This window comes from Pseudomonas sp. 21 (assembly GCF_000955805.1).
Lineage (GTDB): Bacteria > Pseudomonadota > Gammaproteobacteria > Pseudomonadales > Pseudomonadaceae > Pseudomonas.
In genome coordinates this window covers 86,226-109,855 of sequence record NZ_JYOA01000002.1, presented here as the reverse complement: position 1 = coordinate 109,855, position 23,630 = coordinate 86,226, and the positions used below count along the sequence as shown (strand labels likewise).

Here is a 23,630-nt window from a genome sequence, read left to right as displayed (position 1 = left end):
TCGCGCCCATGGGGCGCTCCTACACCAGAGGGCTGGCGCCGGCCGTGCCGGGGGATCGCGCGCATGGCGCGCTCCTACAGGTCTGCGTCGTCATTGAGGTTTCGTTCCTCGCATGCAGGTGCCAAGCGCCCCCACCCTCTCCGCCCGTACCCGCAGCCACTCGACACCACCGCCCCGCTCAGGGATAAAGGCTCCACTTCGCGCACTTGGAGTGAGCCATGCGTTTCCCCTCGATGACCGCCCTGCGCGTGCTGGACGCCGTCGCCCGACTGGGCAGCCTGTCCGGCGCGGCCAGCGAGCTGAGCCTGACCCGCAGCGCCGTCAGCCACCAGTTGCACAGCCTGGAAGACTGCCTGGGCATCCCGCTGACCGAACGGGTGGGCCGCGGCATCGCGCTGACCTACCACGGCGAATGCTTCGCCCGCGAAACCCAGCGCGCCCTGGCGATCCTCAACGAGGCGCGGCGCTTCGCCAATGCCGAGGAAGTCTCCGGCCGCCTGTGCGTGAGCTGCACGCCGGGCTTTGCCACCTACTGGCTGTGCCACCAGATCGGCAAGTTCCAGCGCGCCCACCCGCAGGTGGAGCTGAACCTGGTCTCCCCCAGGGTGCCGGACGACGTCAGCGACCGCGACGTCGACCTGTTCATCGCCTACGGCGTGGGCGACTGGCAGGACCTGCACGTGGACCTGATCGCCACCCTGGACACCTTCCCGGTGTGCAGCCCGTCGCTGATCAACTCCGTCGGCGGCCTCGACTCGCCGGAAGACCTGGCCAGCCTGCCGTTCCTGCACATGGTCGATCACTCCGACTGGCTGCTGTGGACCGCCGCCGCCGGGGTGAAGAACCTCAACGTGCGCAACGGCATCGTCTTCTCCGACGCGCATCTGGTGCAGTCGGCGGCCATCGCCGGGCAAGGCGTGGCCATGGGCGATGCCCTCGTCAGCGGCGACGCCATGGCCAAGGGCCAATTGGTGCGTTTGTTCAACGTCGCCATCGAGCCGCCCAACCGCTACTACTTCGTCACCGACCCGGCCAAGTCCGAACGCCCCGACGTGCGGGCCTTCAAGGCCTGGATGAAGGCCGAGTTGCGGATGTCCGAGCAGTTCCGGCAGAACGCGCGTCATGCGCTGATTGGTGAGTGATTTCGAACAATGAGGGCAAAAAAACGCGATTGAAGCGAAGAGAGATTTGACAATACTGCGTTAAAAAAAGGCCGCTGATTTTTACCTGATCCTCACCCGGCGGCTGCTCGAACAAGAACAAGAAATCGAGGTAAGTGCAGTGGAGCGACAGCCCCAACTCCGTGCCATCGGCATCGGCAAGAGCTACGGAAGTTTCAACGCGCTGGATGGCGTGAACATCGACGTCCAGCAGGGTGAGTTCCTCACTCTCCTCGGCCCGTCGGGCTCCGGCAAGACCACCTTCCTGATGATCCTCGCCGGCTTCCAGGACCCGTCCCGCGGTCGCCTGGAGGAAGGCGGCGCCGACATCACCAGGCGCCCCGCCGAGAAGCGCAACTTCGGCATGGTGTTCCAGGGCTACGCCCTGTTCCCGCACATGAGCATCGAGGACAACGTCGCCTTCCCGCTGAAGATCCGCGGCGTGAAGGCCGAGGAACGCAACCGTCGCGTACGCCACATGCTCGAAGTGGTCGGCCTCGGCGAGCACCTGGGCAAGCGCCCCGGCGAGCTTTCCGGCGGCCAGCAGCAACGCGTGGCCATCGCCCGCGCGCTGGTCTTCGAGCCGGACATGCTGCTGCTCGACGAACCGCTCTCGGCGCTGGACAAGAACCTGCGCGAGCAGCTGCAGGCCGAACTGCAACGCATCCACCGCCAGGTCGGCACCACCTTCGTCTTCGTCACCCACGACCAGAACGAAGCCCTCGCCCTGTCCACCCGCATCGCCATCTTCAACCGCGGCCAACTGGCCCAGGTCGATGCGCCGGAAGTCATCTACAACCAGCCGAACAACCGCTTCGTCGCCGAATTCCTCGGCAAGATGAACCTCTTCCCGCTCAGCCAGGTGGGCCGCGCCGGCGAGCTGGCCTGCGGACGCTTCGGCGAGGCCGAACTGCGCGCCAGCTACTCCCCCGCCCTGCAGGCCGACGCGCCGCTGCTGGCGGTACGCCCCGAGCACATGCAGCTGCACAGCGCGCCGCCACAGGTGAATGGCCACAACGTGGTGCAGGCCGTGCTGACCGCCAAGACCTACCAGGGCGCCAGCACCGAGCTGTGCCTGGGTGCCGGCGCCGAAGGCAAGTTGCCCATGAGCCTGGCCGTACATGCCGACCACCAGGCCTCGCGCCTGGAGCACGGCTCGAAGGTCTGGCTGAGCTGGCCCATCGAGAAAAGCCTGTTGCTGGCCTGAGCCACCGAACGCGTTAGTCCCCTTTTCGCCATCCCACCTGATCGGGAGCTGCCCCCATGTTCAATCCCAAAGAGTTCAATCCGCACCAGCAAGACTGCATCGAAGTCCTCATCGAAAAGACCCGTCGCGGCCAGATCGACCGCCGCACCTTCCTCAAGGGCATGGGCCTGATGGCGGCGCTGCCGCTGGCCCTGCGCAACGGCGTGAGCTTCGCCGCCGGCGACAAGCCGCTGGTGGTGGTGAACTGGGGCGGTGACGCGATCAAGGCCTTCGGCAAGGCCTGGACCGAGGGCTTCTCCAAGGCCACCGGGATTCCGGTGAAGATCGACGGCAGCGGCCCCACCGAGGGCGCCATCCGCACCCAGCTGTCCAGCGGCCGGGTGAGCTGGGACGTGGTCGACGCGGAAAGCTCGATCCTGCAGAACCTGGGCAAGGAAGGCCTGGTGCAGCCGATCGACTACAACGTCGTGTCCAGGGACAAGGTGCTGCCGGGCTTCGCCTACGAGTACGGCATCGCCGACTACATGCTCAGCTACGTGATCGCCTACGACAGCGAGCGTTTCGGCGACAAGGCGCCGAAGACCTGGGCGGACTTCTGGGACGTGAAGACCTTCCCCGGCAAGCGCACCCTCTACAAGTGGATGAACGGCATGCTCGAAGCCGCGCTGCTGGCCGACGGCGTGGCACCGGACAAGCTCTACCCCCTGGACGTGCCGCGCGCCATGAAGAAGATCGAGGAGCTGAAACCCCACGTACTGGCCTTCTGGGGCTCGGGCGCGGAGACCCAGCAACTGCTGATCGAGGGCGAAGTCTCCATGGGCGCGATCTGGAACACCCGCGCTCAGGTCATTACCGAAGACAGCGAAGGCCGCATCAAGTGGACCTTCGACAACGCCCTGCTGGGCTGCAGCAACTGGGGCGTGCTCAAGGGCAACCCGGCCGGCACCGAGGCCGCGATGAAATTCATTGCCTACGCCCAGGACCCTCAGTCCCAGGTCGAGCTGTTCAAGATGTTCGGCAACGGCCCGGCCAACCCCGCCGCCGCCGCGCTGATCCCGGACGACCGCAAGCACCTGAACTGCACCGACCCGTCCAACCTGCCCAAGCAGGTGATGCTCAGCCACGAGTGGTACACCGACCACTACGCGGCGACCCTGGAGCAGTACCTGACCCATATTTCCAAGTGACGCGGAGCGCAGGTCATGGCCGATAACGCCCCCTCGCGGCTCAAGCTGGGCGCCCTGCTGCTGCCGCTGCCGATCGTCCTGTTCGTGTTCTACGTACTGCCCTTCCTCGGCGTGCTCGGCTGGAGCGTGACCCTGCCGGAGCCGGGGATCGAGCAGTACCAGCGGATCATGACGGACCCGGCGATCCACGACGTGCTCTGGCGGACCTTCCGCCTGTGCACCACGGTCAGCGTGATCTCCCTGGTGATCGCCTACCTGATGGCCTACTGCTGGGTCTACAGCCCGCCGTTCTGGCAGCGCGTGGTGGAAATCTGCGTGTTCATCCCGTTCTGGCTCTCGGTGCTGGTGCGTGCCTTCGGCTGGCTGATCGCCCTGCGCAGCAATGGTCTGCTCAACGACTGGCTGCAATACCTGGGCATCACCAACGAGCCGTTGCAGCTCACGCGCAACGAACTGGGCGTGGTGATCGGCATGGTCCACTTCATGGTGCCCTTCGCGCTGTTCCCGCTGGTCTCGACCATGCGCCGCCTCGACCCGCGCGTGCTGCTGGCCGCGCGAGGCCTGGGCGCCGGGCAGATGCGCACCTTCTGGAGCATCTTCGTGCCGCAGACCATTCCCGGCATCCTCGGCGCCTTCATCATCGTCTTCGTGTTCTGCCTGGGCTTCTTCATCACCCCGGCGATCCTCGGCGGTGGGCAGACGGTGATGGTGGCCGAGTACGTCTACCTGCAGATGTTCCAGACCAGCAACTGGGGCCTGGGCGCGGCGCTCTCGGTGGTGCTGCTGGCGCTGGTGAGCGGGATGATCTGGGCGCTGCTGCGCATGACCCGCGTCGACAAGCTGGTCGGCTGAGGACTTTCAACGATGAACGCACACGAAACCAAAGCCCCCAGCCGCCTGCTGGCGACCATGGCGATGATCTTCATGGTCTTCCCGCTGCTGGCGGTGATCCCGGTGTCCTTCACCAGCAAGCGCTTCCTGTCGATGCCCAACGGCAACTGGTCGCTGCGGCATTACCAGGCGCTGCTGGACAGCCCCGAATGGCTCTCGGCGATCGGCCAGAGCCTGATGGTCGCCACCGCCACCTGCATCATCGCCACCGCCCTGGCGGTGAGTTTCAGCCTCGGCATCTGGTACCTGCGCTCGCGCCTGGCGACCCTGCTGATCGGCCTGGTGCTGCTGCCTATGGCGATCCCGCCGATGATCTCGGCGATGGTCCTGTACTTCATGGAAACCAAGGTCAGCCAGTTCGCTCCCGGCCTGGGCTACGACACCCTGTTCGGGCTGACCATCGCGCACATCGTGATGGTGGTGCCCTACGGCGTGGTGACCATGCTGGTGGCGCTCAGCCAACTGGACCGACGCATCGAACTGGCCGCGCGCAACCTCGGCGCGAGCCTGGGCCAGACCACCTTCATGGTGGTGCTGCCGAACCTCAAGCTGGGCGTGGCGAGCACGGCGCTGCTGTGCTTCGCGCTGAGCTGGGAGGAGATCGCGGTGACCCTGTTCGTCACCAGTACCGAGGTGAACACCTTGCCGCGGCAGATCTGGTCCGGCCTGCGCGACAACATCGACCCGGCGGTGGCGGCGATTTCGGTGGTGTTGATCGCCCTGACCTTCGTCGCGCTGATCGGGCGGATGATCGCCCAGAAGATTGCCGCACGCCCGGTAGGCAGCTGAAGAGCGTCCCTGTAGGAGCGGGCCATGCCCGCGATCGGCGGACAATGTCCGCCCCTACAGGTATCTCCCGTCAACGCCGGGAGTCAGACGGGTCGCGGGCATGGCCCGCTCCTACACGCATCCTGCAAGAATGGGCGCAAAGCGCGCCCCGCCAGATCACTCCGCCTTCTTGCGAATCCAGTACAGGTAGGTTCCCGCCTCTTCCTGCTGCTCCACCAGTTCGTGGCCGAGGAAGACGCAGAACTTGGGGATGTCGCGGCGGGTGGACGGGTCGGTGGCAATCACCTTGAGCAGGCCGCCGGCCGGCAGGTCGCGCACCTTGTTGTGCAGCATCATGACCGGCTCGGGGCAGTTCAGGCCGGTGGCGTCGAGAATCGCATCGACAGGCTGGGACATCGCGTAACTCCAGAAAAACCAATGGCGCATTGTCGCGCAAAGCGCACCACGCGGTCACCCCGCGTCCGTCCGGGTCACCCAACCTTGGTTGGGGGTGGGCGCTGCGGGCGCCGGGCATGCTGGCGCACCTGCCTGACCTGCCTGGAGTCCCGATGCGCGCCCTTCTCTGCCTGTGCCTCGCCCTGCTCGCCGGCTGCGCCGCCCGCAACCAGGTTCCGGACTTCAGCGCCCGCCGCGGCCAGGACCTGCCGGCCACCTGGTTCGAGGCGGTCATCGTCGCGCGCGACGGCACCCGGCTCTCCGCCACGGTCTTCCAGCCCGCGCTGAAGGCCGGTGAAACGGCCCCGGTGATCGTCCACACCCACGGCTGGGGCGGCTGGCGGGTGACCGGGCCGGAGGGTTACTACGGCAAGAACATGATGTCCGGCCGCGCCGCCTTGCGCGCCTGGAAGGCCGGTTTCTGGGTGGTCAGCTACGACCAGCGTGGCTGGGGCGGCAGCGACGGGCGCATCGAGATGATGAACCCGCAGTTCGAGGTCCAGGATGCCAGCGCGGTGATCGACTGGGCCGCCACGCACCTGGACCGACTGACCATGGACGGCCCCAACGACCCGCGCACCGGCATGCTCGGCGAAAGCTACGGCGGCGCCGTGCAGCTATTGGCCTCGGCGCAAGACCCGCGCATCGACGCCATCGTGCCCATCGCGACCTGGTACGACCTGGCCGACGCCCTGGCGCCGGACGGCCAGCTGAAGATCGGCTGGGGAGGCGTGCTGGTCAGCCTCGGCCTCGCCACCGGCTACGACCTGGGCAAGTTCGTCCAGGCCGACTACCTGCACACCACTGGCGGGCGCATGGCGGAGCCGGTACGCGCCGAACTGCACGCCAACAGCCTCGCCAGCTACTGCGCGGCCGGCCGCTTGCCCCACGCCGACGCCCTGCTGATCCAGGGCCTGCGCGACACCCTGTTCCCGCTGGACCAGGGCCTGCAGATCCGCCAGTGCCTGAAGCAGGGCCCGGCGGACGTGCGCCTGCTGGGCATGCAGGGCGGCCACATCCTGCCGCCGCCCTTGCAAACCTGGAGCGGGCTGCCGCCGTTCAACAATGAGCCGGTGATCCATTGCGGCTCGCGGGCGATCAATCTCTATACCGGCATCGTCGCCTGGTACGAGGAAAAGCTGCGCAAGCGCCCTGGCGCCGCCGACGGCGTGCCGGACCTGTGCATCAGCCTCGATCTTGACCAGGGAGTGGCGCTGGACGACTTGCCTCCTCCAGGCGCCACCGTCGCGCTGCCGGCCACGGCGATCCGGCCGGCATTGAGTGGCCTGGTTCAGCCTTCAAGGTTCATCCCCCTGCAGCGCGTGAGCGAAACCAGCGCCTTGCTCGGCAGCGCCGAAGTGCGCCTGGATCAACCGCTGGCGGAACGCCCGGACGCACAGGTTTTCGCGGCCTTGGCGATCCGCAGCGCCGACGGCCGCACGCGGCGCCTGGATGAACAGGTGAAACCCTTGGCGAATCAGGGCAGCACACGCCTCAACGCCGTCAGCACCAGCCTTGCGCCGGGGGACGAGGTCGGCCTGCTGGTGAGCGGTTTCAGCGACCAGTACCTGTTCAACAGTTCCTGGCGCTTCTCACCGGTTGAGTTGCAGGGCGAGGTGCAGCTACCGAGCCTGGTGCCGCTGCAGCCGCGCGTGGCGGAGCGTCGATAAATACGCATCGATCGTCGAACCGTAGGATGGCGTGGAGCGAAGCGATACCCATCAATGACCCGCGAGCAATGGCGGCAGACACCGTGTTCGACGGTCTGTCAGCATCGGGCAAGCGCTGCGCCGAGCGGTTCGCGAGCAAGCTCGCTCCTACAGGTTTGCATCGGCGCACTGTTTGTAGGAGCGAGCTTGCTCGCGAACAGAGCCGCACCAACGCTTCCCGGCAAAGCGTCTAGCGCAAGGGCCCGTCCGGTGCCTCGTCCAGTTGCGCCAGCAGCATTGGCTGGCCATCGCCTTCGGCGGGCAGCAACGCCCACTGCTCCTTCTTGCCGAGGCGGCGATAGACCTGCTTCACCTGGCTGCCCAGCGGCAGCGGCGCCTTGAAGTGCGCATCCAGGCGCACGTTCTCCGCCAGGCGGCGGCCGGTCAGGCTGCGCGCCAGGCCCCACATGCCGTGGGCGAAGGGTTTGCCGAAGCCGTAATGCGAGGCCATCAGCCGCGACAGGTGCAGCGGGTTGAAGTCGCCGCTCAGCCCGGCGTAGCGCCAGCCGACGATCTTCGGCACGCGCCACTGCACGCCGGAATGCACCGGCGCTTCCAGGGTGTGCCACTGGGCGCGCTCGGGCAGCGGATCGGCTTTGGCCTCGGCATCGAGGAAATCGCCGCGGCGCAGGTAGGTGGTGATCGACTGCCAGTAGAGCATGTCGTGGTGCCAGGCTTCGGTGACCACATCCACCTCCAGCCCCAGCTCGCTGCGTCGGCTGGTGAGGATGCGGCAATCGAACTGCAGCGGCTCGTTCTCGTCGAGCATGCGATAGCGCTGGATGTGGCTGCGCAGGTGGATCAGCCCAACCACCGACAGCGGCATGCGCGAACGGCTGAGCAGGCGCAGGTGCAGCGGCAGGCTGATCACCTGCGGATAGAGCAGCGGCACGCCCAGCGCCGCGTCCAGCCCGAAGTGCTGGCGGTAGGCGCGCAGGTGGCGCAGGTCGAATTTCAGAGTACGGCTGTCCATTGCCAGGTAGGGCACGCGCTCATCGCGGCCAAGGCCACGGCGCGGCAGCAGCATACGGCTGTAACTGCCCAGCAGGGAGGGCAACTTTCGCTTCACGAAGGACTCCGCAAGGATTCGCGCCGCCTAGCATGGGCAATGCCGGGCGGCGCGACAAGCCACCAAAGGTCGGGTGGCGCTACGGAGCCGTTCCGAGTCGCTAGCGCTCGCCCTTCTCGAGGCGGCGCAGGTGGCAGGTCACTTCCTCGCGGTCGTGGTAGAGCTGCTTGCAGCCGATCTGTACCTTCAGCCCGCGTTCGCGGAAGGACTCTTCCAGGCGGTCAAGGATGCGCCGCACCTCGGCATAACGCTGCTTCATCGGCAGCTTGAGGTTGACGATGGCCTCGCGGCACAGCCCCTCGCCGATCCAGGTCTCGATCATCGCTCCCGTGCGTGCGGGCTTCTCGACGATGTCGCAGACCATCCAGTCCATGCGCTGGCGCGGGCGGAAGGCGTAACCATCGACGCGCTGGTGCTCCACCAGCCCGGAGTACATCAGGTTCTCCGCCATCGGCCCGTTGTCCACGGCGACCACGCGCATCTCGCGGTTCACCAGCTGCCAGGTCCAGCCGCCGGGCGACGCGCCCAGGTCCACGGCGAGCATGTCCGGCGCCAGACGGCGATCCCAGTCGGCGCGGGGGATGAAGTGGTGCCAGGCTTCTTCCAGCTTGAGCGTCGAGCGGCTGGGCGCCTCGCGAGGGAACTTCAGGCGCGGGATGCCCATCGGCCACATGGCGCAGTTGCGCGCCTCGGCCAGGCCGATAAAGGCCTCGCGGCCAGAGCGGAAAGTCAGCAGCAGGCGCGGCAGGCTGGGGTCTTCCACCAGCTTGCCGGCCTTCACCAGGGCCGCGCGCAGGGGCTTTTCGAACTTGCGACAGAAGGTCGAGAGTTCCTTGCCGTCGTTGGTGTCGAACACCTCCAGCCAGAGGCTGCCGCACTGCGGGAAAGCGGCCACGGTCTCGAGGATCGCACCAATGCGGTCCTGCTCCGGCAGGGTGGTGAAGCCGGTGCCACGCGCCCACTGGCGCGGGAAGATCAGCCCGGGGAAGCGCAGTTGGCGCATCAAGCGCTCGGCGCCATCGGCGTCCATGGAGATAAATTCGGCGTAGGCGGTAGCCGGCTTGGCACGGGCGTAGCCGGGAATGTCCAGGCGCGCGGCGTGCTCGGACAGCTCGGCGCAGACCTCGTTCTCGAAGCCCGGCCGGCAGTGCAGTAACAGGGTATTCATCGGGGTGTCTCCTCGGCCGCGCACTATAGAGGCTGCCCACGAAGGTTTCATGCAGATTCGCAGGAATAGTCCCACAGACAGAGTCATTTGTTCTGAACCCGTTCGCCCAGCGAACGGTCCAGAACAGATGGCAACACCCCGTCGGACGGTCTAGCTTGAGTGTTCTGGCCTAACCGCCCAGAAGACTGCCCGATGATTACCCTGCATGGCGAAATTTGCCGCCAATCGCGCTTTTTCTGCGATGGATCAGCTCGGTTGAACGCACTTTCGCCAAGTATCGCTAGCGCACCCGACATCAGCCGTGCCTGACGATCACGAGCAGAATCCAAGCCTGAGGAGAATGTCATGCCCGCAGTGGATAGCCTGAACAGCCTGCGTACCCTGGAGGTCGCCGGCAAGACCTATCACTACTACAGCCTGCCTGAAGCGGCGAAGAGTCTCGGCGACCTGGGCAAGCTGCCCATGTCCCTGAAAGTCCTGCTGGAAAACCTGTTGCGCTGGGAGGACGACAACACCGTCACCGGCGACGACCTCAAAGCCCTGGCCGGCTGGCTGAAGACCCGCAGCTCCGAGCGCGAGATCCAGTACCGCCCCGCCCGCGTGCTGATGCAGGACTTCACCGGCGTGCCGGCGGTAGTCGACCTGGCCGCCATGCGCGACGCCATGGCCAGGGCCGGCGGCGACCCGCAGAAGATCAACCCGCTGTCGCCGGTCGACCTGGTCATCGACCACTCGGTGATGGTCGACAAGTTCGCCAGCCAGTCGGCGTTTGCCCAGAACGTCGAGATCGAGATGGAACGCAACGGCGAGCGCTACGCCTTCCTGCGCTGGGGGCAGAACGCCTTCGACAACTTCCGCGTGGTGCCGCCGGGCACCGGCATCTGCCACCAGGTCAACCTGGAGTACCTGGGGCGCACGGTATGGACCAAGGACGAGGACGGCCGCACCTACGCCTTCCCCGACACCCTGGTCGGCACCGACTCGCACACCACCATGATCAACGGCCTCGGCGTGCTCGGCTGGGGCGTTGGCGGCATCGAGGCGGAAGCGGCGATGCTCGGCCAGCCGGTGTCGATGCTGATTCCCGAGGTGATTGGCTTCAAGCTCACCGGCAAGCTGAAGGAAGGCATCACCGCCACCGACCTGGTGCTGACCGTCACCCAGATGCTGCGCAAGAAAGGTGTCGTCGGAAAATTCGTCGAATTCTACGGCGACGGCCTCGCCGACCTGCCGCTGGCGGACCGCGCCACCATCGCCAACATGGCTCCGGAATACGGCGCCACCTGCGGCTTCTTCCCGGTGGACGAGATCACCCTGGGTTATCTGCGCCTGTCCGGCCGCCCGGACGACGCCGTCAAACTGGTGGAGGCCTACAGCAAGGCCCAGGGCCTGTGGCGCGAGAAAGGCCACGAGCCGGTGTTCACCGACTCCCTGCAACTGGACATGGGCGATGTCGAAGCCAGCCTCGCCGGGCCCAAGCGGCCCCAGGACCGCGTTGCCCTCGGCCAGGTCAGCCAGGCCTTCGATGACTTCCTTGGCCTGCAGATCAAACCCGTACCCAGCGAAGAAGGCCGCCTGCTCAACGAAGGTGGCGGCGGCGCAGCCGTCGGGGCGTCGGCCGCCACCGGCGAGGCCGACTACCAGCACGAAGGCCATACCTATCGGCTGAAGAACGGCGCAGTGGTGATCGCCGCCATCACTTCCTGCACCAACACCTCCAACCCCAGCGTGATGATGGCTGCCGGCCTGCTGGCGAAGAAGGCGCTGGAGAAGGGCCTGCAACGCAAACCCTGGGTGAAGAGCTCGCTCGCACCTGGCTCGAAAGTGGTGACCGAGTACTTCCATGCTGCCGGCCTGACCCGCTACCTGGACGAACTGGGCTTCGACCTGGTGGGATACGGCTGTACCACCTGCATCGGCAACTCGGGGCCGTTGCTGGAGCCCATCGAGAAGGCGGTACAGCAGGCCGACCTGACGGTCGCCTCGGTGCTATCGGGCAACCGCAACTTTGAAGGCCGCGTGCACCCGCTGGTGAAAACCAACTGGCTGGCCTCGCCGCCACTGGTGGTCGCCTACGCCCTGGCCGGCACCGTGCGCACCGACCTGACCAGGGACCCGCTGGGCACCGGCAAGGACGGCCAGCCGGTCTATCTGAAGGACATCTGGCCAACCCAGCAGGAAATCGCCGACGCCGTACAGAAAGTCGATACCGCGATGTTCCACAAGGAGTACGCCGAAGTCTTCCAGGGAGATGAGAAATGGCGTGCGATCCAGGTGCCGGACGCCCAGACCTACACCTGGCAGGACGACTCCACCTACATCCAGCATCCGCCCTTCTTCGAGCACATCGCCGAGGCACCGCCGAAAGTCGCGGACATCCAGGGGGCCAACATCCTCGCGGTACTGGGCGACTCGGTGACCACCGACCACATCTCCCCCGCCGGCAACATCAAGAAGGACAGCCCCGCCGGCCGCTACCTCAGCGAGCACGGTGTGGCCTACGCCGACTTCAACTCCTACGGCTCGCGCCGTGGGAACCATGAGGTGATGATGCGCGGCACCTTCGCCAACATCCGCATCAAGAACGAGATGCTCGGCGGCGAGGAAGGTGGCAACACGCTCTACGTTCCCACCGGCGACAAGCTGGCGATCTACGACGCCGCCATGCGTTACCAGAAGGACGGCACGCCGCTGGTCATCGTGGCCGGCAAGGAATACGGCACCGGCTCTTCCCGCGATTGGGCGGCCAAGGGCACCAACCTGCTGGGCGTCAAAGCGGTAATCGCCGAGAGCTTCGAGCGCATCCACCGCTCCAACCTGGTGGGCATGGGCGTGTTGCCGTTGCAGTTCAAGGATGGCCAGGACCGCAAGGCGCTGAAGCTGACCGGCATGGAAGTGCTGAGCATCAGCGGCCTGTCGGGCGAGCTGAAGCCGCACATGAACCTCAAGGTCGGGGTGACGCGCGAGGACGGCAGCCAGGACAGCTTCGAGGTGCTCTGCCGCATCGATACCCAGAACGAAGTCGAGTACTTCAAGGCCGGCGGCATCCTCCACTATGTGTTGCGCAGCCTGATCTAAAGCGGCGCGGCGGCCTGCAACGGGCCGCCGCCCTCCTTCTTTCGTTTCATTTCGGTGACCAGTGGCGATACGCTATCGTCATTCTCTCGGCGTCACTCTTCTGACATTTTTTTGTGATCGCCATCAAATTTCCGATCCAGCGGCCGATAAGCTGGACAGACGTACCAATCCGCCTTTCTCCGAGATCCCAGCCTGATGCGCAACAACCAGCCGATCACCCAGCGTGAACGCACTTTCCCCGCCGAACAGCGGCTGATCTCCACGACCAACGCCCGCGGTGTCATCACCTACGTCAACGACGCCTTCAGCGCCATCAGCGGCTTCTCCCGCGAGGAGCTGGTCGGTGCGGCGCACAACCTGGTGCGCCATCCGGACGTACCAGCGGCGGTGTTCGCACACATGTGGACGACCCTGAAGAAAGGCCGCCCATGGATGGGCATCGTCAAGAACCGCTGCAAGAGCGGTGACCATTACTGGGTCAGCGCCTACGTCACGCCGATGTACGAGCACAACGAGATCGTCGGCTACGAGTCGGTGCGGGTGAAGCCCACCGCCGAGCAGGTACGCCGCGCCGAGGCGCTGTACGCACGGATCAATGCCGGCAAGTCGGCCATCCCCACCCGTGACCGCTGGTTGCCGGTGCTGCTGGACTGGCTGCCGTTCATCCTGATCGGCCAGATCGGCTTCCTCATCGGCGTCTGGCTGAACTCCCACTGGGGCTTCCTGCTCGCCGCGCTGCTCTCGATCCCGCTGGGCCTCGCCGGCCTTGGCTGGCAGCAGCGCGGCCTCAAGCGCCTGCTGCGCCTGGCCGAGCAGACGACATCCGACCCGCTGATCGCACAGATGTACACCGACAGCCGTGGCGCACAGGCGCGTCTGGAAATGTCCATTCTCAGCCAGGAAGCACGGCTGAAGACCTGCCTGACCCGTCTGCAGGACACCGCCGAAACCCTGACCGAGCAGGCCCGCGAAGCCGACTCCCTGGCCCACCACAGCTCCGCCGGGCTGGACCGCCAGCGCCAGGAAACCGAGCAGGTAGCCACCGCCGTCAACCAGATGGCTGCGACCACCCAGGAAGTGGCCGACAACGTGCAGCGCACCGCCGACGCCACCCGCCAGGCCAACAACCTGACCACCGAAGGCCGGCAGATCGCCGCCGAGACCCGCGAGGCCATGCAGCGCCTTTCCAGCTCCGTGGGCGAAACCGGCGAAGCGGTCAGCCAACTGGCCCGCGACAGCGAGCAGATCGGCGGCGTGGTGGACGTGATCAAGGGCATCGCCGACCAGACCAACCTGCTGGCGCTCAACGCCGCCATCGAAGCCGCCCGTGCCGGCGAGATGGGCCGCGGCTTTGCCGTGGTGGCCGACGAAGTACGCCAATTGGCCCAGCGCACCGCCGAATCCACCGGGCAGATTCACCAGCTCATCGCCAACCTGCAGAACACCGCCACCGAGGCGGTGCGCGCCATGGACTCCGGCCGCCGCCAGGCCGACGAAGGCGTGGAGCGCGTGCTGCAGGCGGACAACGCGCTGGTGGGGATCAGCGACGCAGTGGCCAACATCACCGAAATGGCCACCCAGATCGCTGCCGCCGCCGAGGAACAGAGCGCCGTGGCCGAAGAGATCAACCGCAACATCAGCACCATCGCCAACCTGGCCGACCAGACCTCCGGCGAGGCCCAGCGCACCGCACTGCTCAGCGAGGAGCTGACGCAAACTGCGCACCGCCAGTACTCGCTGGTGGAGCGGTTCAACCGCTAGAGGCCATTCCGGCCATCCGCAGGGCGGATAACCTGTTCTGGGTTATTCGCCCTACGCCGCTGTCCCGCAGCGGCACCTGTAGGAGCGAGCTTGCTCGCGAACAGCTCCGCGACGGGGCCGGGTTCGCGAGCAAGCTCGCTCCTACAGCGCATACCCACCCGCAGCCTTCAGCCGGCTACTTGAAGTCCCACTGCATCTGCGCCGGGATGCTGACATCCCGCGAGGAATGCACACAGACGTCCACGTAGTCGGTGAAACGCGGTGGCGCGGCGATGCCTTCGTCCAGCAGGCGCTGGTTGTCGAAGAGGTAGTTGAGGTCGGCAAAGCCGCTGTACAGGCGTAACGCCCGCAACACCAGGCGCGGATTGGCCTTGCCGATGCGGCTCTCGAAGCTGCCGGCCAGCTCACGCAGGTCCTCGCTGCTGACCTTGCGATAACGCTCACCCACGGGCTCCTCGCCGCGAGCGTCGGCATAGGCGCGATCGATCTCGCCAAAGGTGCACGCCGAACCGTGTCCGGCGGAGATGTGGTAGAGGCTGTGGCTCAGCGTCGGCTTCAGCGCCAGGGCCACCAGCGCTTCGGCGCAGTAGTCCACCGGGATCACGTCGATCTGCTCGTCCAGGCCGCAGGTGAAGCTCTCCAGGGCGAAGCCCATGCGGAACACCCAGAAAATGCTCCCCGACGCGCGGCAGCCCAGTTCGCGGTGCCCAACCACGATGGAGGGGCGCGCCACCACCAGCGGCAATTGCGGCAGCTCCTCACGCATGCGCCGCTCGATCTCGGCCTTGGAGGCGGTGTAGTCCACCAGTTGCTCTTCGCTGTCCGGGAAATCCCAGGACTCGCGCACTGGCGACTCTCGCTGCGGCCCGCAGCACATGGCCGTGCCGACATGCAGGAAGCGCTTGAGATTGCGCGACTGGCTGAGCAACCTGGCGAAGGCGAAGGTACCTTCGACGTTGACCGGCCAGATACTCGGGTTCTTGGAGAAGGACGCCACAGCCGCGCAGTTGATCACCTGCTCCACGCGCATCAGACGGGCACGCGCACCTTGCATCCAGGCAGTGTCCAGCAGGTCGCCGCAGAGGATCTGGCTCTCGTGCAAGCTCTCCAGCACGCTCTCCGCCACGCAGTGCAGGCGCAGGTTGTCGCGCAGCCTCTCCAGGCCCTGCTCAGGGGATTCGGCGCGGACCAGGAACAGCAGCGCCGGGCTGTGGCCATCGGCGATCAGGTGAGCGGCAACGGAGCCGCCGAGAAAGCCCGTGGCGCCCGTCAGCAACAGGCTGTGCGCGGCGCCGGGAGTGTAACGGAAGGGTTGGGTGGCAATGCGGTCAGCGTAATCGGGGTTCATGGCAGCTTTCGGCCTGTCCTCTGGAAGCGGGGCGTCGACTGCGGGGAGCCGACGCCGGCGAGGATAGGAACGCCTGCATTAAGGGCCGATTAGGGCAATAGAAAAGCTTCGATCCTGGCGGCGGCACTTTCCAGATGCTGCTTGTGGGTCAGCCCGGAAGCCTTGAGTGGCTTGAGATCGTGGTCGGCTGCGGCGAGCCAGTGCAACTGGATCGCCGGCGACAAGGCATAGCCCTCGACCGTGGGTCGATCACCGAGCGCGTCACGCTCGCCCTGGACGATCAGGGTGGGCGTCTGCAGATCGGCGAGGTGGGCCACCCGCGGCTTCTCCGGCTTGCCGACGGCATAGAACGGGTAGCCGAGACAGACCAGTGCATCCGCACCCAATTCGTCCGCCAACAGGCTGGCCATGCGCCCGCCCATGGACTTGCCGCCGATTGCCAGCTTGCCCGGTACCTCGGCGCGAACCTGCGCATAAACCTGCCGCCAGCACTCGAGCAACTGCTTCTGCGGGTTCGGCGGACGCCGCTTTCCGTCCTCCCGGCGTATAGCCATATAGGGAAACTCGAAGCGCACCACCGAGATACCTCTTTCGGCCAGGCGCGCAGCCATGTCGTCCATGAACGGACTGTCCATCGGCGCCCCCGCTCCATGCGCCAGAACCAGCGTCGCCGACAGTTCGCGCCGTGGCGGGTTCCGCAGCAGCGACAAAGGACCGCAGGCGCCCGCGACAGGGGTCTCAGGTGCCAATTGATCCGAATCAATATTCCGGGAAGTGCCTTTATCCATCCTTCACTCCGCTAATTCCGAATTAGTACCTATCCCAAGGGGGAGGGGCGGCATACGCCGTAAGCCGTAAAAAACCTTGCCGGGATGGGCATAGCCCATAACCGTGGATGGAAGCCCATAAATGAGCACAACCAATCAGACCGCTTATAACTATAAGGTGGTCCGCCAGTTCGCCATTATGACAGTGGTGTGGGGGATCGTCGGCATGGCCGTCGGTGTCCTGATCGCCGCGCAATTGGTGTGGCCGGACCTTAACCTCGGCTTACCGTGGACGAGCTTCGGCCGCCTGCGTCCGCTGCACACCAACGCGGTGATCTTCGCCTTCGGCGGCTGCGCACTGTTCGCCACCAGCTACTACTCGGTGCAGCGCACCTGCCAGACCCGCCTGTTCGCAGGCCCGCTCGCTTCCTTCACCTTCTGGGGTTGGCAGCTGGTGATCCTCCTGGCTGCCATCACCCTGCCGCTGGGCATGACCTCCTCCAAGGAGTACGCCGAGCTGGAATGGCCGATCGACATCCTGATCACCATCGTCTGGGTTTCCTACGCCATCGTCTTCTTCGGCACGCTGATGAAGCGCAAGACCAAGCACATCTACGTGGGCAACTGGTTCTTCGGCGGCTTCATCCTGACCGTGGCGATCCTGCACGTGGTCAACAACCTGGAAATCCCGGTCAGCCTGACCAAGTCCTACTCGCTGTACTCGGGCGCCACCGACGCCATGATCCAGTGGTGGTACGGCCACAACGCCGTGGGCTTCTTCCTGACCGCCGGCTTCCTGGGGATGATGTACTACTTCGTACCCAAGCAGGCCGAGCGTCCGGTCTATTCCTACCGCCTGTCCATCGTGCACTTCTGGGCACTGATCGCCGTCTACATCTGGGCCGGTCCGCACCACCTGCACTACACCGCGCTGCCGGACTGGGCGCAATCGCTGGGCATGGTGATGTCGCTGATCCTGCTGGCTCCGAGCTGGGGCGGCATGATCAACGGCATGATGACCCTCTCCGGCGCCTGGCATAAGCTGCGCACCGACCCAATCCTGCGCTTCCTGGTGGTCTCCCTGGCCTTCTACGGCATGTCCACCTTCGAAGGCCCGATGATGGCCATCAAGACCGTCAACGCCCTCTCCCACTACACCGACTGGACCATCGGCCACGTACACGCCGGCGCTCTGGGCTGGGTAGCCATGGTCTCCATCGGCTCGCTGTACCACATGATCCCGAAAGTCTTCGGTCGCGAGCAGATGCACAGCGTGGGCCTGATCAACACCCACTTCTGGCTGGCCACCATCGGTACCGTTCTGTACATCGCCTCCATGTGGGTCAACGGCATCACCCAGGGCCTGATGTGGCGCGCAGTGAACTCCGACGGCACCCTCACCTACTCCTTCGTCGAAGCCCTGGCCGCCGGCCACCCCGGCTTCATCGTGCGGATGATCGGTGGTGCCATCTTCCTGCTGGGCATGCTGGTCATGGCCTACAACGTCTGGCGCACCGTAGCGGCCGCCAAGCCGGCCGAAATGCAAGCCGCGGCGCAGATGGCCTGAGGAGTCCGACATGAAACACGAAGTACTTGAGAAAAACGTCGGCCTGCTGGCCCTGTGCATGGCCGTCGCCGTGAGCATCGGCGGCCTGACCCAGATCGTCCCGCTGTTCTTCCAGGACGTGACCAACACCCCGGTGGAAGGCATGAAGCCCTACACCGCCCTGCAACTGGAAGGCCGTGACGTCTACATCCGCGAGGGCTGCGTGGGCTGCCACTCGCAGATGATCCGTCCGTTCCGCGCCGAGACCGAGCGCTACGGCCACTACTCCGTCGCCGGTGAAAGCGTCTGGGACCACCCATTCCTGTGGGGCTCCAAGCGTACCGGCCCGGACCTGGCCCGCGTCGGCGGCCGCTACTCCGACGACTGGCACCGTGCGCACCTCTACAACCCGCGCAACGTGGTCCCGGAGTCGAAGATGCCCGCCTACCCCTGGCTGGTCGAGAACAAACTCGACGGCAAGGACACGGCGAAGAAACTGGAAGTGATGCGTGTCATGGGCGTGCCCTACACGGACGACGACATCGCTGGGGCCAGCGACGCCGTCAAAGGGAAGACCGAAATGGACGCGGTAGTCGCGTACCTGCAGGTCCTCGGCACCTCCATCAAGAACAAGCGGTGACAACCTTGGATATCGGGACCATTCGCGGCCTCGGCACCGTCATCGTGATGGTTGCCTTCGTCGGCGTACTGCTCTGGGCTTACGGCGGCAAACGCAAGGGGCGCTTCGACGAAGACGCGCTGCTGCCTTTCGCGGATGACCCGGTAGCCAAGCAGCACGCTGAGAAAGAGCAAGCTTCTAGGAGCAACAACGCATGACTACCTTCTGGAGTCTGTACATCACCGTTTTAACAGTCGGCTCGCTGATCGCCCTGCTGTGGCTGGTATTCGCCACCCGTAGCGGGCAGTCCTCGAACACCACCGACCAGACCATGGGCCACGCCTTCGACGGCATCGAGGAGTACGACAACCCGCTGCCCAAGTGGTGGTTCCTGCTGTTCGTCGGCACCATCGTCTTCGCCGCCGGCTACCTGGTGCTCTACCCGGGCCTGGGCAACTGGAAAGGCGTACTGCCGGGCTACGACGGCGGCTGGACGCAAGACAAACAATGGGAGCGTGAAGAAGCCCTGGCCAAGGAGAAATATGGCCCGATCTTCGCCAAATACGCCGCCATGTCGGTGGAAGAAGTTGCCAAGGACCCGCAAGCCATGAAAATGGGCGAGCGCCTCTTCGCCACCTACTGCTCCATCTGCCATGGCTCCGATGCGAAAGGCGCGGCCGGCTTCCCGAACCTGACCGACAGCGACTGGCGCTGGGGCGGCACCGCCCAGGACATCGAGACCACCATCCTCGGTGGCCGCCACGCCGCAATGCCGGCCTGGGGCGAGGTGCTGGGCGACAAAGGTGTTCAGGACGTGGCTGCCTTCGTCACCGCCAACCTGGACGGTCGCAAGCTGCCCGACGGCGTGACCGCGGACAACGTCGACAACGGCGGCAAGCTGTTCGCCACCACCTGCGTCGCCTGCCACGGCCCGGAAGGCAAGGGCAACCCGATCATGGGTGCGCCTGACCTGACTCACCCGGGCGCCTTCATCTACGGTTCCAGCTACGCGCAACTGCAGCAGACCATCCGTCACGGCCGCCAGGGCCAGATGCCGGCGCAGGAGCAGTACCTGGGCAAAGACAAAGTGCACATTCTCGCCGGTTACATCTACAACATTTCCGGCCAGGCGAAGTAAACTCCCCGCCCCCAACTCGCGCCCGCTAAAACGGGCGCGAGTTTCTTACCTCCGCAATATCGCGACGAAGTGTCGCACCCTCTCTATCTCCTTTCTTCACACCCTTCCGGTTCACGTCTAAGCTGAATTCCATTCGCAAACCTGCAATACGACTAACCTGACCCACTTCCCAGGTTGGTACGAGCGAGCCGAAACGAGCGGCAAACAGCGGCGCAAAGCGCTCCGAAGCAGGCGTCGAACCGGCTTCGCGCCAAGGCCCGACGCGTTGCAATGGCCACCTGCTTTCTCCATACTTGCCGCCGTTTTTTTGTCCATAAAATCCAAAAACCGTGGAACCTTAGAATGAGCACAGCAATCAGTCCGACTGCTTATAACTATAAGGTCGTCCGCCAGTTCGCCATCATGACGGTGGTCTGGGGGATACTTGGAATGGGGGTGGGTGTTTACATCGCCTCACAGTTGGTTTGGCCCCAGTTGAACCTGGACCTGCCCTGGACCAGCTTCGGCCGACTGCGTCCGCTGCACACCAACCTGGTGATCTTCGCCTTCGGCGGCTGTGCTCTCTTCGCAACTTCCTACTACGTCGTACAGCGCACCTGTCAGACCCGCCTGGTCTCCGACAGCCTCGCGGCCTTCACCTTCTGGGGTTGGCAAGCGGTGATCGTGCTGGCCGGCATCACCCTGCCGCTGGGCTACACCTCCTCCAAGGAGTACGCCGAGCTGGAGTGGCCGATCGACATCCTGCTGGCCATCGTCTGGGTGACCTACGCACTGGTGTTCTTCGGCACCGTGATGAAGCGCAAGACCAAGCACATCTACGTGGGCAACTGGTTCTACGGCGCGTTCATCCTGGTGACCGCCATGCTGCACATCGTCAACAGCGCGGAACTGCCGGTCACCTGGTTCAAGTCCTACTCGGTCTACGCCGGCGCCACCGACGCGATGATCCAGTGGTGGTACGGCCACAACGCCGTGGGCTTCTTCCTGACCACCGGCTTCCTCGGCATGATGTACTACTTCGTTCCGAAGCAGGCCGAGCGTCCGATCTACTCCTATCGCCTGTCCATCGTGCACTTCTGGGCGCTGATCACCCTGTACATCTGGGCCGGCCCGCACCACCTGCACTACACCGCTCTGCCGGACTGGGCCCAGTCCCTGGGCATGGTGATGTCCCTGATCCTGCTGGCTCCGAGCTGGGGTGGCATGATCAACGGCATGATGACCCTCTCCGGCGCCTGGCATAAGCTGCGCACCGACCCGATCCTGCGCTTCCTGGTGGTTTCCCTGGCCTTCTACGGCATGTCCACCTTCGAAGGCCCGATGATGGCGATCAAGACCGTCAACTCCCTGTCGCACTACACCGACTGGACCATCGGCCACGTACACGCTGGCGCTCTGGGCTGGGTTGCGATGATCTCCATCGGCTCCCTGTACCACCTGATTCCGAAGGTCTTCGGCCGCGAGCAGATGCACAGCGTTGGCCTGATCAACGCCCACTTCTGGCTGGCCACCATCGGCACCGTGCTGTACATCGCCTCCATGTGGGTCAACGGCATCACCCAGGGCCTGATGTGGCGTGCGATCAACGCCGACGGCACCCTCACCTACTCCTTCGTGGAAGCCCTGCAGGCCAGCCACCCGGGCTTCATCGTCCGTGCACTGGGCGGCGCCTTCTTCGCCTCCGGCATGCTGCTGATGGCCTACAACACCTTCCGTACTGTGCGCGGTTTCAAACAGGCTGACGCCGATGCCGCTGCCCAGATCCCCGCTGTAGGAGCTCACTGATGAAGCACGAAGTAGTCGAGAAGAACATCGGCCTTCTGGCCTTCTTCATGGTCATTGCGGTGAGCATCGGCGGTCTGACCCAGATCGTTCCGCTGTTCTTCCAGGACGTGACCAACAAGCCGGTCGAAGGCATGAAGCCGCGCACCGCGCTGGAACTCGAAGGCCGTGACATCTACATCCGCGAAGGCTGCGTAGGCTGCCACTCGCAGATGGTCCGTCCGTTCCGCGCCGAGACCGAGCGCTACGGCCACTACTCCGTCGCCGGCGAAAGCGTCTGGGACCACCCGTTCCTGTGGGGTTCCAAGCGTACCGGTCCGGACCTGGCCCGCGTCGGCGGCCGCTACTCCGACGACTGGCACCGCGCGCACCTGTACAACCCGCGCAACGTAGTGCCGGAATCGAAGATGCCCTCCTACCCCTGGCTGGTGGAGAACAAGCTCGACGGCAAGGACACCGCGAAGAAAATGGAAGCCCTGCGTACGCTGGGCGTGCCTTACACCGACGAAGACATCGCCGGTGCTCGTGATGCCGTCAAAGGCAAGACCGAGATGGACGCTGTGGTCGCCTACCTGCAAGGCCTCGGCACCATCATCAAGAGCAAACGGTGACAGTGATGGATATCGGGACCATTCGCGGTATCGGCACTGTAGTAGTCATGGTCGCCTTCGTCGGCGTCCTGCTCTGGGCCTATGGCGGCAAACGCAAGGAGCGCTTCGACGAAGACGCCCTGCTGCCCTTCGCGGATGACCCGGTCGCCAAAAAGCACGTCGAGCAAGAGCAAGCTTCTAGGAGCAACAAAGAATGACAACCTTCTGGAGTCTGTACGTCACCGTACTTACCCTGGGCACCATCTTCGCCCTGGCGTGGCTGCTGTTCGCCACCCGTCGCGGTCAGCGCAACGAAGCCACCGATGAAACCGTCGGCCATGCCTTCGATGGCATCGAGGAGTACGACAACCCGCTGCCGAAGTGGTGGTTCATGCTGTTCGTGGCCACTTTCATCTTCGCCCTCGCCTACCTGGCCCTGTACCCGGGCCTGGGCAACTGGAAAGGCCTGCTGCCGGGCTACCAGGACCAGGCCGAATTCGCCAACGGCGAAAAAGGCTGGACCGGTGTGCACCAGTGGGAAAAGGAAATGGCCAAGGCCGATGAGAAGTACGGCCCTCTGTACGCCAAGTTCGGCGCCATGCCGATCGAGGAAGTGGCCAAGGACGAGCAGGCCCTGAAAATGGGTAACCGCCTGTTTGCGTCCAACTGCTCGGTCTGCCACGGTTCCGACGCCAAGGGTGCCCACGGCTTCCCCAACCTGACCGACGCCGACTGGCGCTGGGGCGGCGAGCCGAAGGACATCATCGCCACCATCGAAGGCGGTCGCCACGCGGCCATGCCGGCCTGGGGCGAAGTCATCGGCGATGCCGGCGTTCACGACGTAGCAGCCTTCGTCACCACCAAGCTGGACGGCCGCAAGCTGCCCGAAGGCGTGACTGACGACCAGGTCGCCAACGGCCAGAAGATCTTCGCCACCAACTGCGTGGCTTGCCACGGCGCTGAAGGCAAAGGCACTGCGGCCATGGGCGCACCGAACCTGACCCACCCGGCCGCGTTCATCTACGGCTCGAGCTTCGCCCAACTGCAGCAGACCATCCGCTACGGCCGTCAGGGCCAGATGCCGGCTCAGCTGGAGCGTCTGGGCAAAGATCAGGTGCACCTGCTCGCTGCCTACGTGTACAGCCTGTCCCATGGCGAAGGTGAGAAGAGCGCCGAATAAGCCTCTCTTTCCTACACCCATAGCGACACCCAGCGGCGCCGGTTTCTACACCGGCGCCGCTCTATTTCTGGATCCATAATTCCTTGCGCGACCAACTGTCGCACGGTTGCAACACCCTCCACGCCGTATCATTGTTAGGCGTGCAAGCATATTTCTGACCCTCTCGGCATGTATCGACAGGGCGCCCTCCCGCTGCCGTGGAATGC

At 65.1% G+C, this 23,630-nt stretch carries 21 protein-coding genes; 16 read left to right on the top strand and 5 right to left on the bottom strand.

Annotated features, from left to right (window positions below; all coding sequences use genetic code 11):
- Positions 1-218 precede the first annotated feature (218 nt).
- The 5 genes from UB43_RS04900 to UB43_RS04880 all read left to right on the top strand — a co-directional run bounded on the left by UB43_RS04900 (position 219) and on the right by UB43_RS04880 (position 5,234).
- Entirely contained in the window at positions 219-1,142 is a 924-nt protein-coding gene (locus tag UB43_RS04900; RefSeq protein WP_037018793.1) for a LysR substrate-binding domain-containing protein, read from the top strand.
- 139 nt (positions 1,143-1,281) lie between these two features.
- Positions 1,282-2,367, top strand: coding sequence for an ABC transporter ATP-binding protein (locus UB43_RS04895; RefSeq protein WP_045209155.1), 1,086 nt, complete (start codon positions 1,282-1,284; stop codon positions 2,365-2,367).
- Between the two features lie 56 nt (positions 2,368-2,423).
- Complete coding sequence (locus UB43_RS04890) at positions 2,424-3,554, top strand: ABC transporter substrate-binding protein (protein ID WP_045209152.1); 1,131 nt, start codon at positions 2,424-2,426, stop codon at positions 3,552-3,554.
- Between the two features lie 15 nt (positions 3,555-3,569).
- Positions 3,570-4,406: an ABC transporter permease gene (locus tag UB43_RS04885; RefSeq protein WP_045209150.1), complete on the top strand. Its 837-nt coding sequence runs from the start codon at positions 3,570-3,572 to the stop codon at positions 4,404-4,406.
- Between the two features lie 12 nt (positions 4,407-4,418).
- Positions 4,419-5,234, top strand: a complete 816-nt coding sequence (locus tag UB43_RS04880; RefSeq protein WP_045209147.1) for an ABC transporter permease — start codon at positions 4,419-4,421, stop codon at positions 5,232-5,234.
- A 156-nt stretch (positions 5,235-5,390) separates the two neighbouring features.
- Here UB43_RS04880 and tusA read toward each other — a convergent pair whose 3' ends face one another.
- Complete coding sequence (tusA, locus tag UB43_RS04875) at positions 5,391-5,630, bottom strand: sulfurtransferase TusA (RefSeq protein ID WP_015477744.1); 240 nt, start codon at positions 5,628-5,630, stop codon at positions 5,391-5,393.
- Between the two features lie 152 nt (positions 5,631-5,782).
- Here tusA and UB43_RS04870 point away from each other — a divergent pair, with 152 nt between their 5' ends.
- Positions 5,783-7,339, top strand: coding sequence for an alpha/beta hydrolase (locus UB43_RS04870; protein ID WP_045209143.1), 1,557 nt, complete (start codon positions 5,783-5,785; stop codon positions 7,337-7,339).
- A 229-nt stretch (positions 7,340-7,568) separates the two neighbouring features.
- On the opposite strand, the gene UB43_RS04865 is transcribed toward UB43_RS04870, so the two are convergent.
- The gene (locus UB43_RS04865; protein WP_045209141.1) at positions 7,569-8,447 is read right to left on the bottom strand and encodes a MaoC family dehydratase; all 879 of its coding nucleotides are present in this window, start codon (positions 8,445-8,447) and stop codon (positions 7,569-7,571) included.
- A gap of 100 nt (positions 8,448-8,547) precedes the next feature.
- The gene (rlmM, locus tag UB43_RS04860) at positions 8,548-9,615 is read right to left on the bottom strand and encodes a 23S rRNA (cytidine(2498)-2'-O)-methyltransferase RlmM (protein WP_045209140.1); all 1,068 of its coding nucleotides are present in this window, start codon (positions 9,613-9,615) and stop codon (positions 8,548-8,550) included.
- Positions 9,616-9,960: 345 nt separating this feature from the next.
- Here rlmM and acnA point away from each other — a divergent pair, with 345 nt between their 5' ends.
- Entirely contained in the window at positions 9,961-12,693 is a 2,733-nt protein-coding gene (gene acnA / locus UB43_RS04855) for an aconitate hydratase AcnA (RefSeq protein ID WP_045209138.1), read from the top strand.
- A 195-nt stretch (positions 12,694-12,888) separates the two neighbouring features.
- Positions 12,889-14,454 carry a PAS domain-containing methyl-accepting chemotaxis protein gene (locus UB43_RS04850; RefSeq protein WP_045209136.1) on the top strand — a complete coding sequence of 522 codons (1,566 nt, stop codon included), beginning with the start codon at positions 12,889-12,891 and terminating at the stop codon, positions 14,452-14,454.
- A gap of 175 nt (positions 14,455-14,629) precedes the next feature.
- Here UB43_RS04850 and cprA read toward each other — a convergent pair whose 3' ends face one another.
- Positions 14,630-15,802, bottom strand: a complete 1,173-nt coding sequence (gene cprA / locus UB43_RS04845) for a cationic peptide resistance protein CprA (protein WP_256204895.1) — start codon at positions 15,800-15,802, stop codon at positions 14,630-14,632.
- Between the two features lie 89 nt (positions 15,803-15,891).
- Entirely contained in the window at positions 15,892-16,590 is a 699-nt protein-coding gene (locus UB43_RS04840) for an alpha/beta family hydrolase (protein ID WP_256204894.1), read from the bottom strand.
- A gap of 121 nt (positions 16,591-16,711) precedes the next feature.
- Here UB43_RS04840 and ccoN (UB43_RS04835) point away from each other — a divergent pair, with 121 nt between their 5' ends.
- The 8 genes from ccoN (UB43_RS04835) to ccoP (UB43_RS04800) all read left to right on the top strand — a co-directional run bounded on the left by ccoN (UB43_RS04835) (position 16,712) and on the right by ccoP (UB43_RS04800) (position 23,424).
- Entirely contained in the window at positions 16,712-18,136 is a 1,425-nt protein-coding gene (gene ccoN / locus UB43_RS04835) for a cytochrome-c oxidase, cbb3-type subunit I (protein ID WP_045209130.1), read from the top strand.
- 10 nt (positions 18,137-18,146) lie between these two features.
- Positions 18,147-18,755 carry a cytochrome-c oxidase, cbb3-type subunit II gene (gene ccoO / locus UB43_RS04830; RefSeq protein ID WP_015477751.1) on the top strand — a complete coding sequence of 203 codons (609 nt, stop codon included), beginning with the start codon at positions 18,147-18,149 and terminating at the stop codon, positions 18,753-18,755.
- Between the two features lie 5 nt (positions 18,756-18,760).
- Positions 18,761-18,952 (top strand): CcoQ/FixQ family Cbb3-type cytochrome c oxidase assembly chaperone, encoded by a 192-nt coding sequence (locus tag UB43_RS04825; RefSeq protein ID WP_045209436.1) that lies wholly within the window; start codon positions 18,761-18,763, stop codon positions 18,950-18,952.
- Entirely contained in the window at positions 18,949-19,872 is a 924-nt protein-coding gene (ccoP, locus tag UB43_RS04820) for a cytochrome-c oxidase, cbb3-type subunit III (RefSeq protein ID WP_045209127.1), read from the top strand. Before UB43_RS04825 ends, ccoP (UB43_RS04820) begins: the two co-directional genes overlap by 4 nt.
- Before the next feature lie 342 nt (positions 19,873-20,214).
- A complete protein-coding gene (gene ccoN, locus UB43_RS04815) occupies positions 20,215-21,657 on the top strand; it encodes a cytochrome-c oxidase, cbb3-type subunit I (RefSeq protein ID WP_045209126.1) in 1,443 nt (480 codons plus the stop codon).
- Positions 21,657-22,265: a cytochrome-c oxidase, cbb3-type subunit II gene (ccoO, locus tag UB43_RS04810; protein ID WP_017516817.1), complete on the top strand. Its 609-nt coding sequence runs from the start codon at positions 21,657-21,659 to the stop codon at positions 22,263-22,265. Before ccoN (UB43_RS04815) ends, ccoO (UB43_RS04810) begins: the two co-directional genes overlap by 1 nt.
- Positions 22,266-22,270: 5 nt before the next feature.
- The gene (locus UB43_RS04805; protein ID WP_024763940.1) at positions 22,271-22,462 is read left to right on the top strand and encodes a CcoQ/FixQ family Cbb3-type cytochrome c oxidase assembly chaperone; all 192 of its coding nucleotides are present in this window, start codon (positions 22,271-22,273) and stop codon (positions 22,460-22,462) included.
- On the top strand, positions 22,459-23,424 hold the full coding sequence (gene ccoP, locus UB43_RS04800; RefSeq protein ID WP_045209124.1) for a cytochrome-c oxidase, cbb3-type subunit III: 966 nt from the start codon (positions 22,459-22,461) through the stop codon (positions 23,422-23,424). The genes UB43_RS04805 and ccoP (UB43_RS04800) overlap by 4 nt, the downstream gene beginning before the upstream one ends.
- Positions 23,425-23,630: the final 206 nt, after the last annotated feature.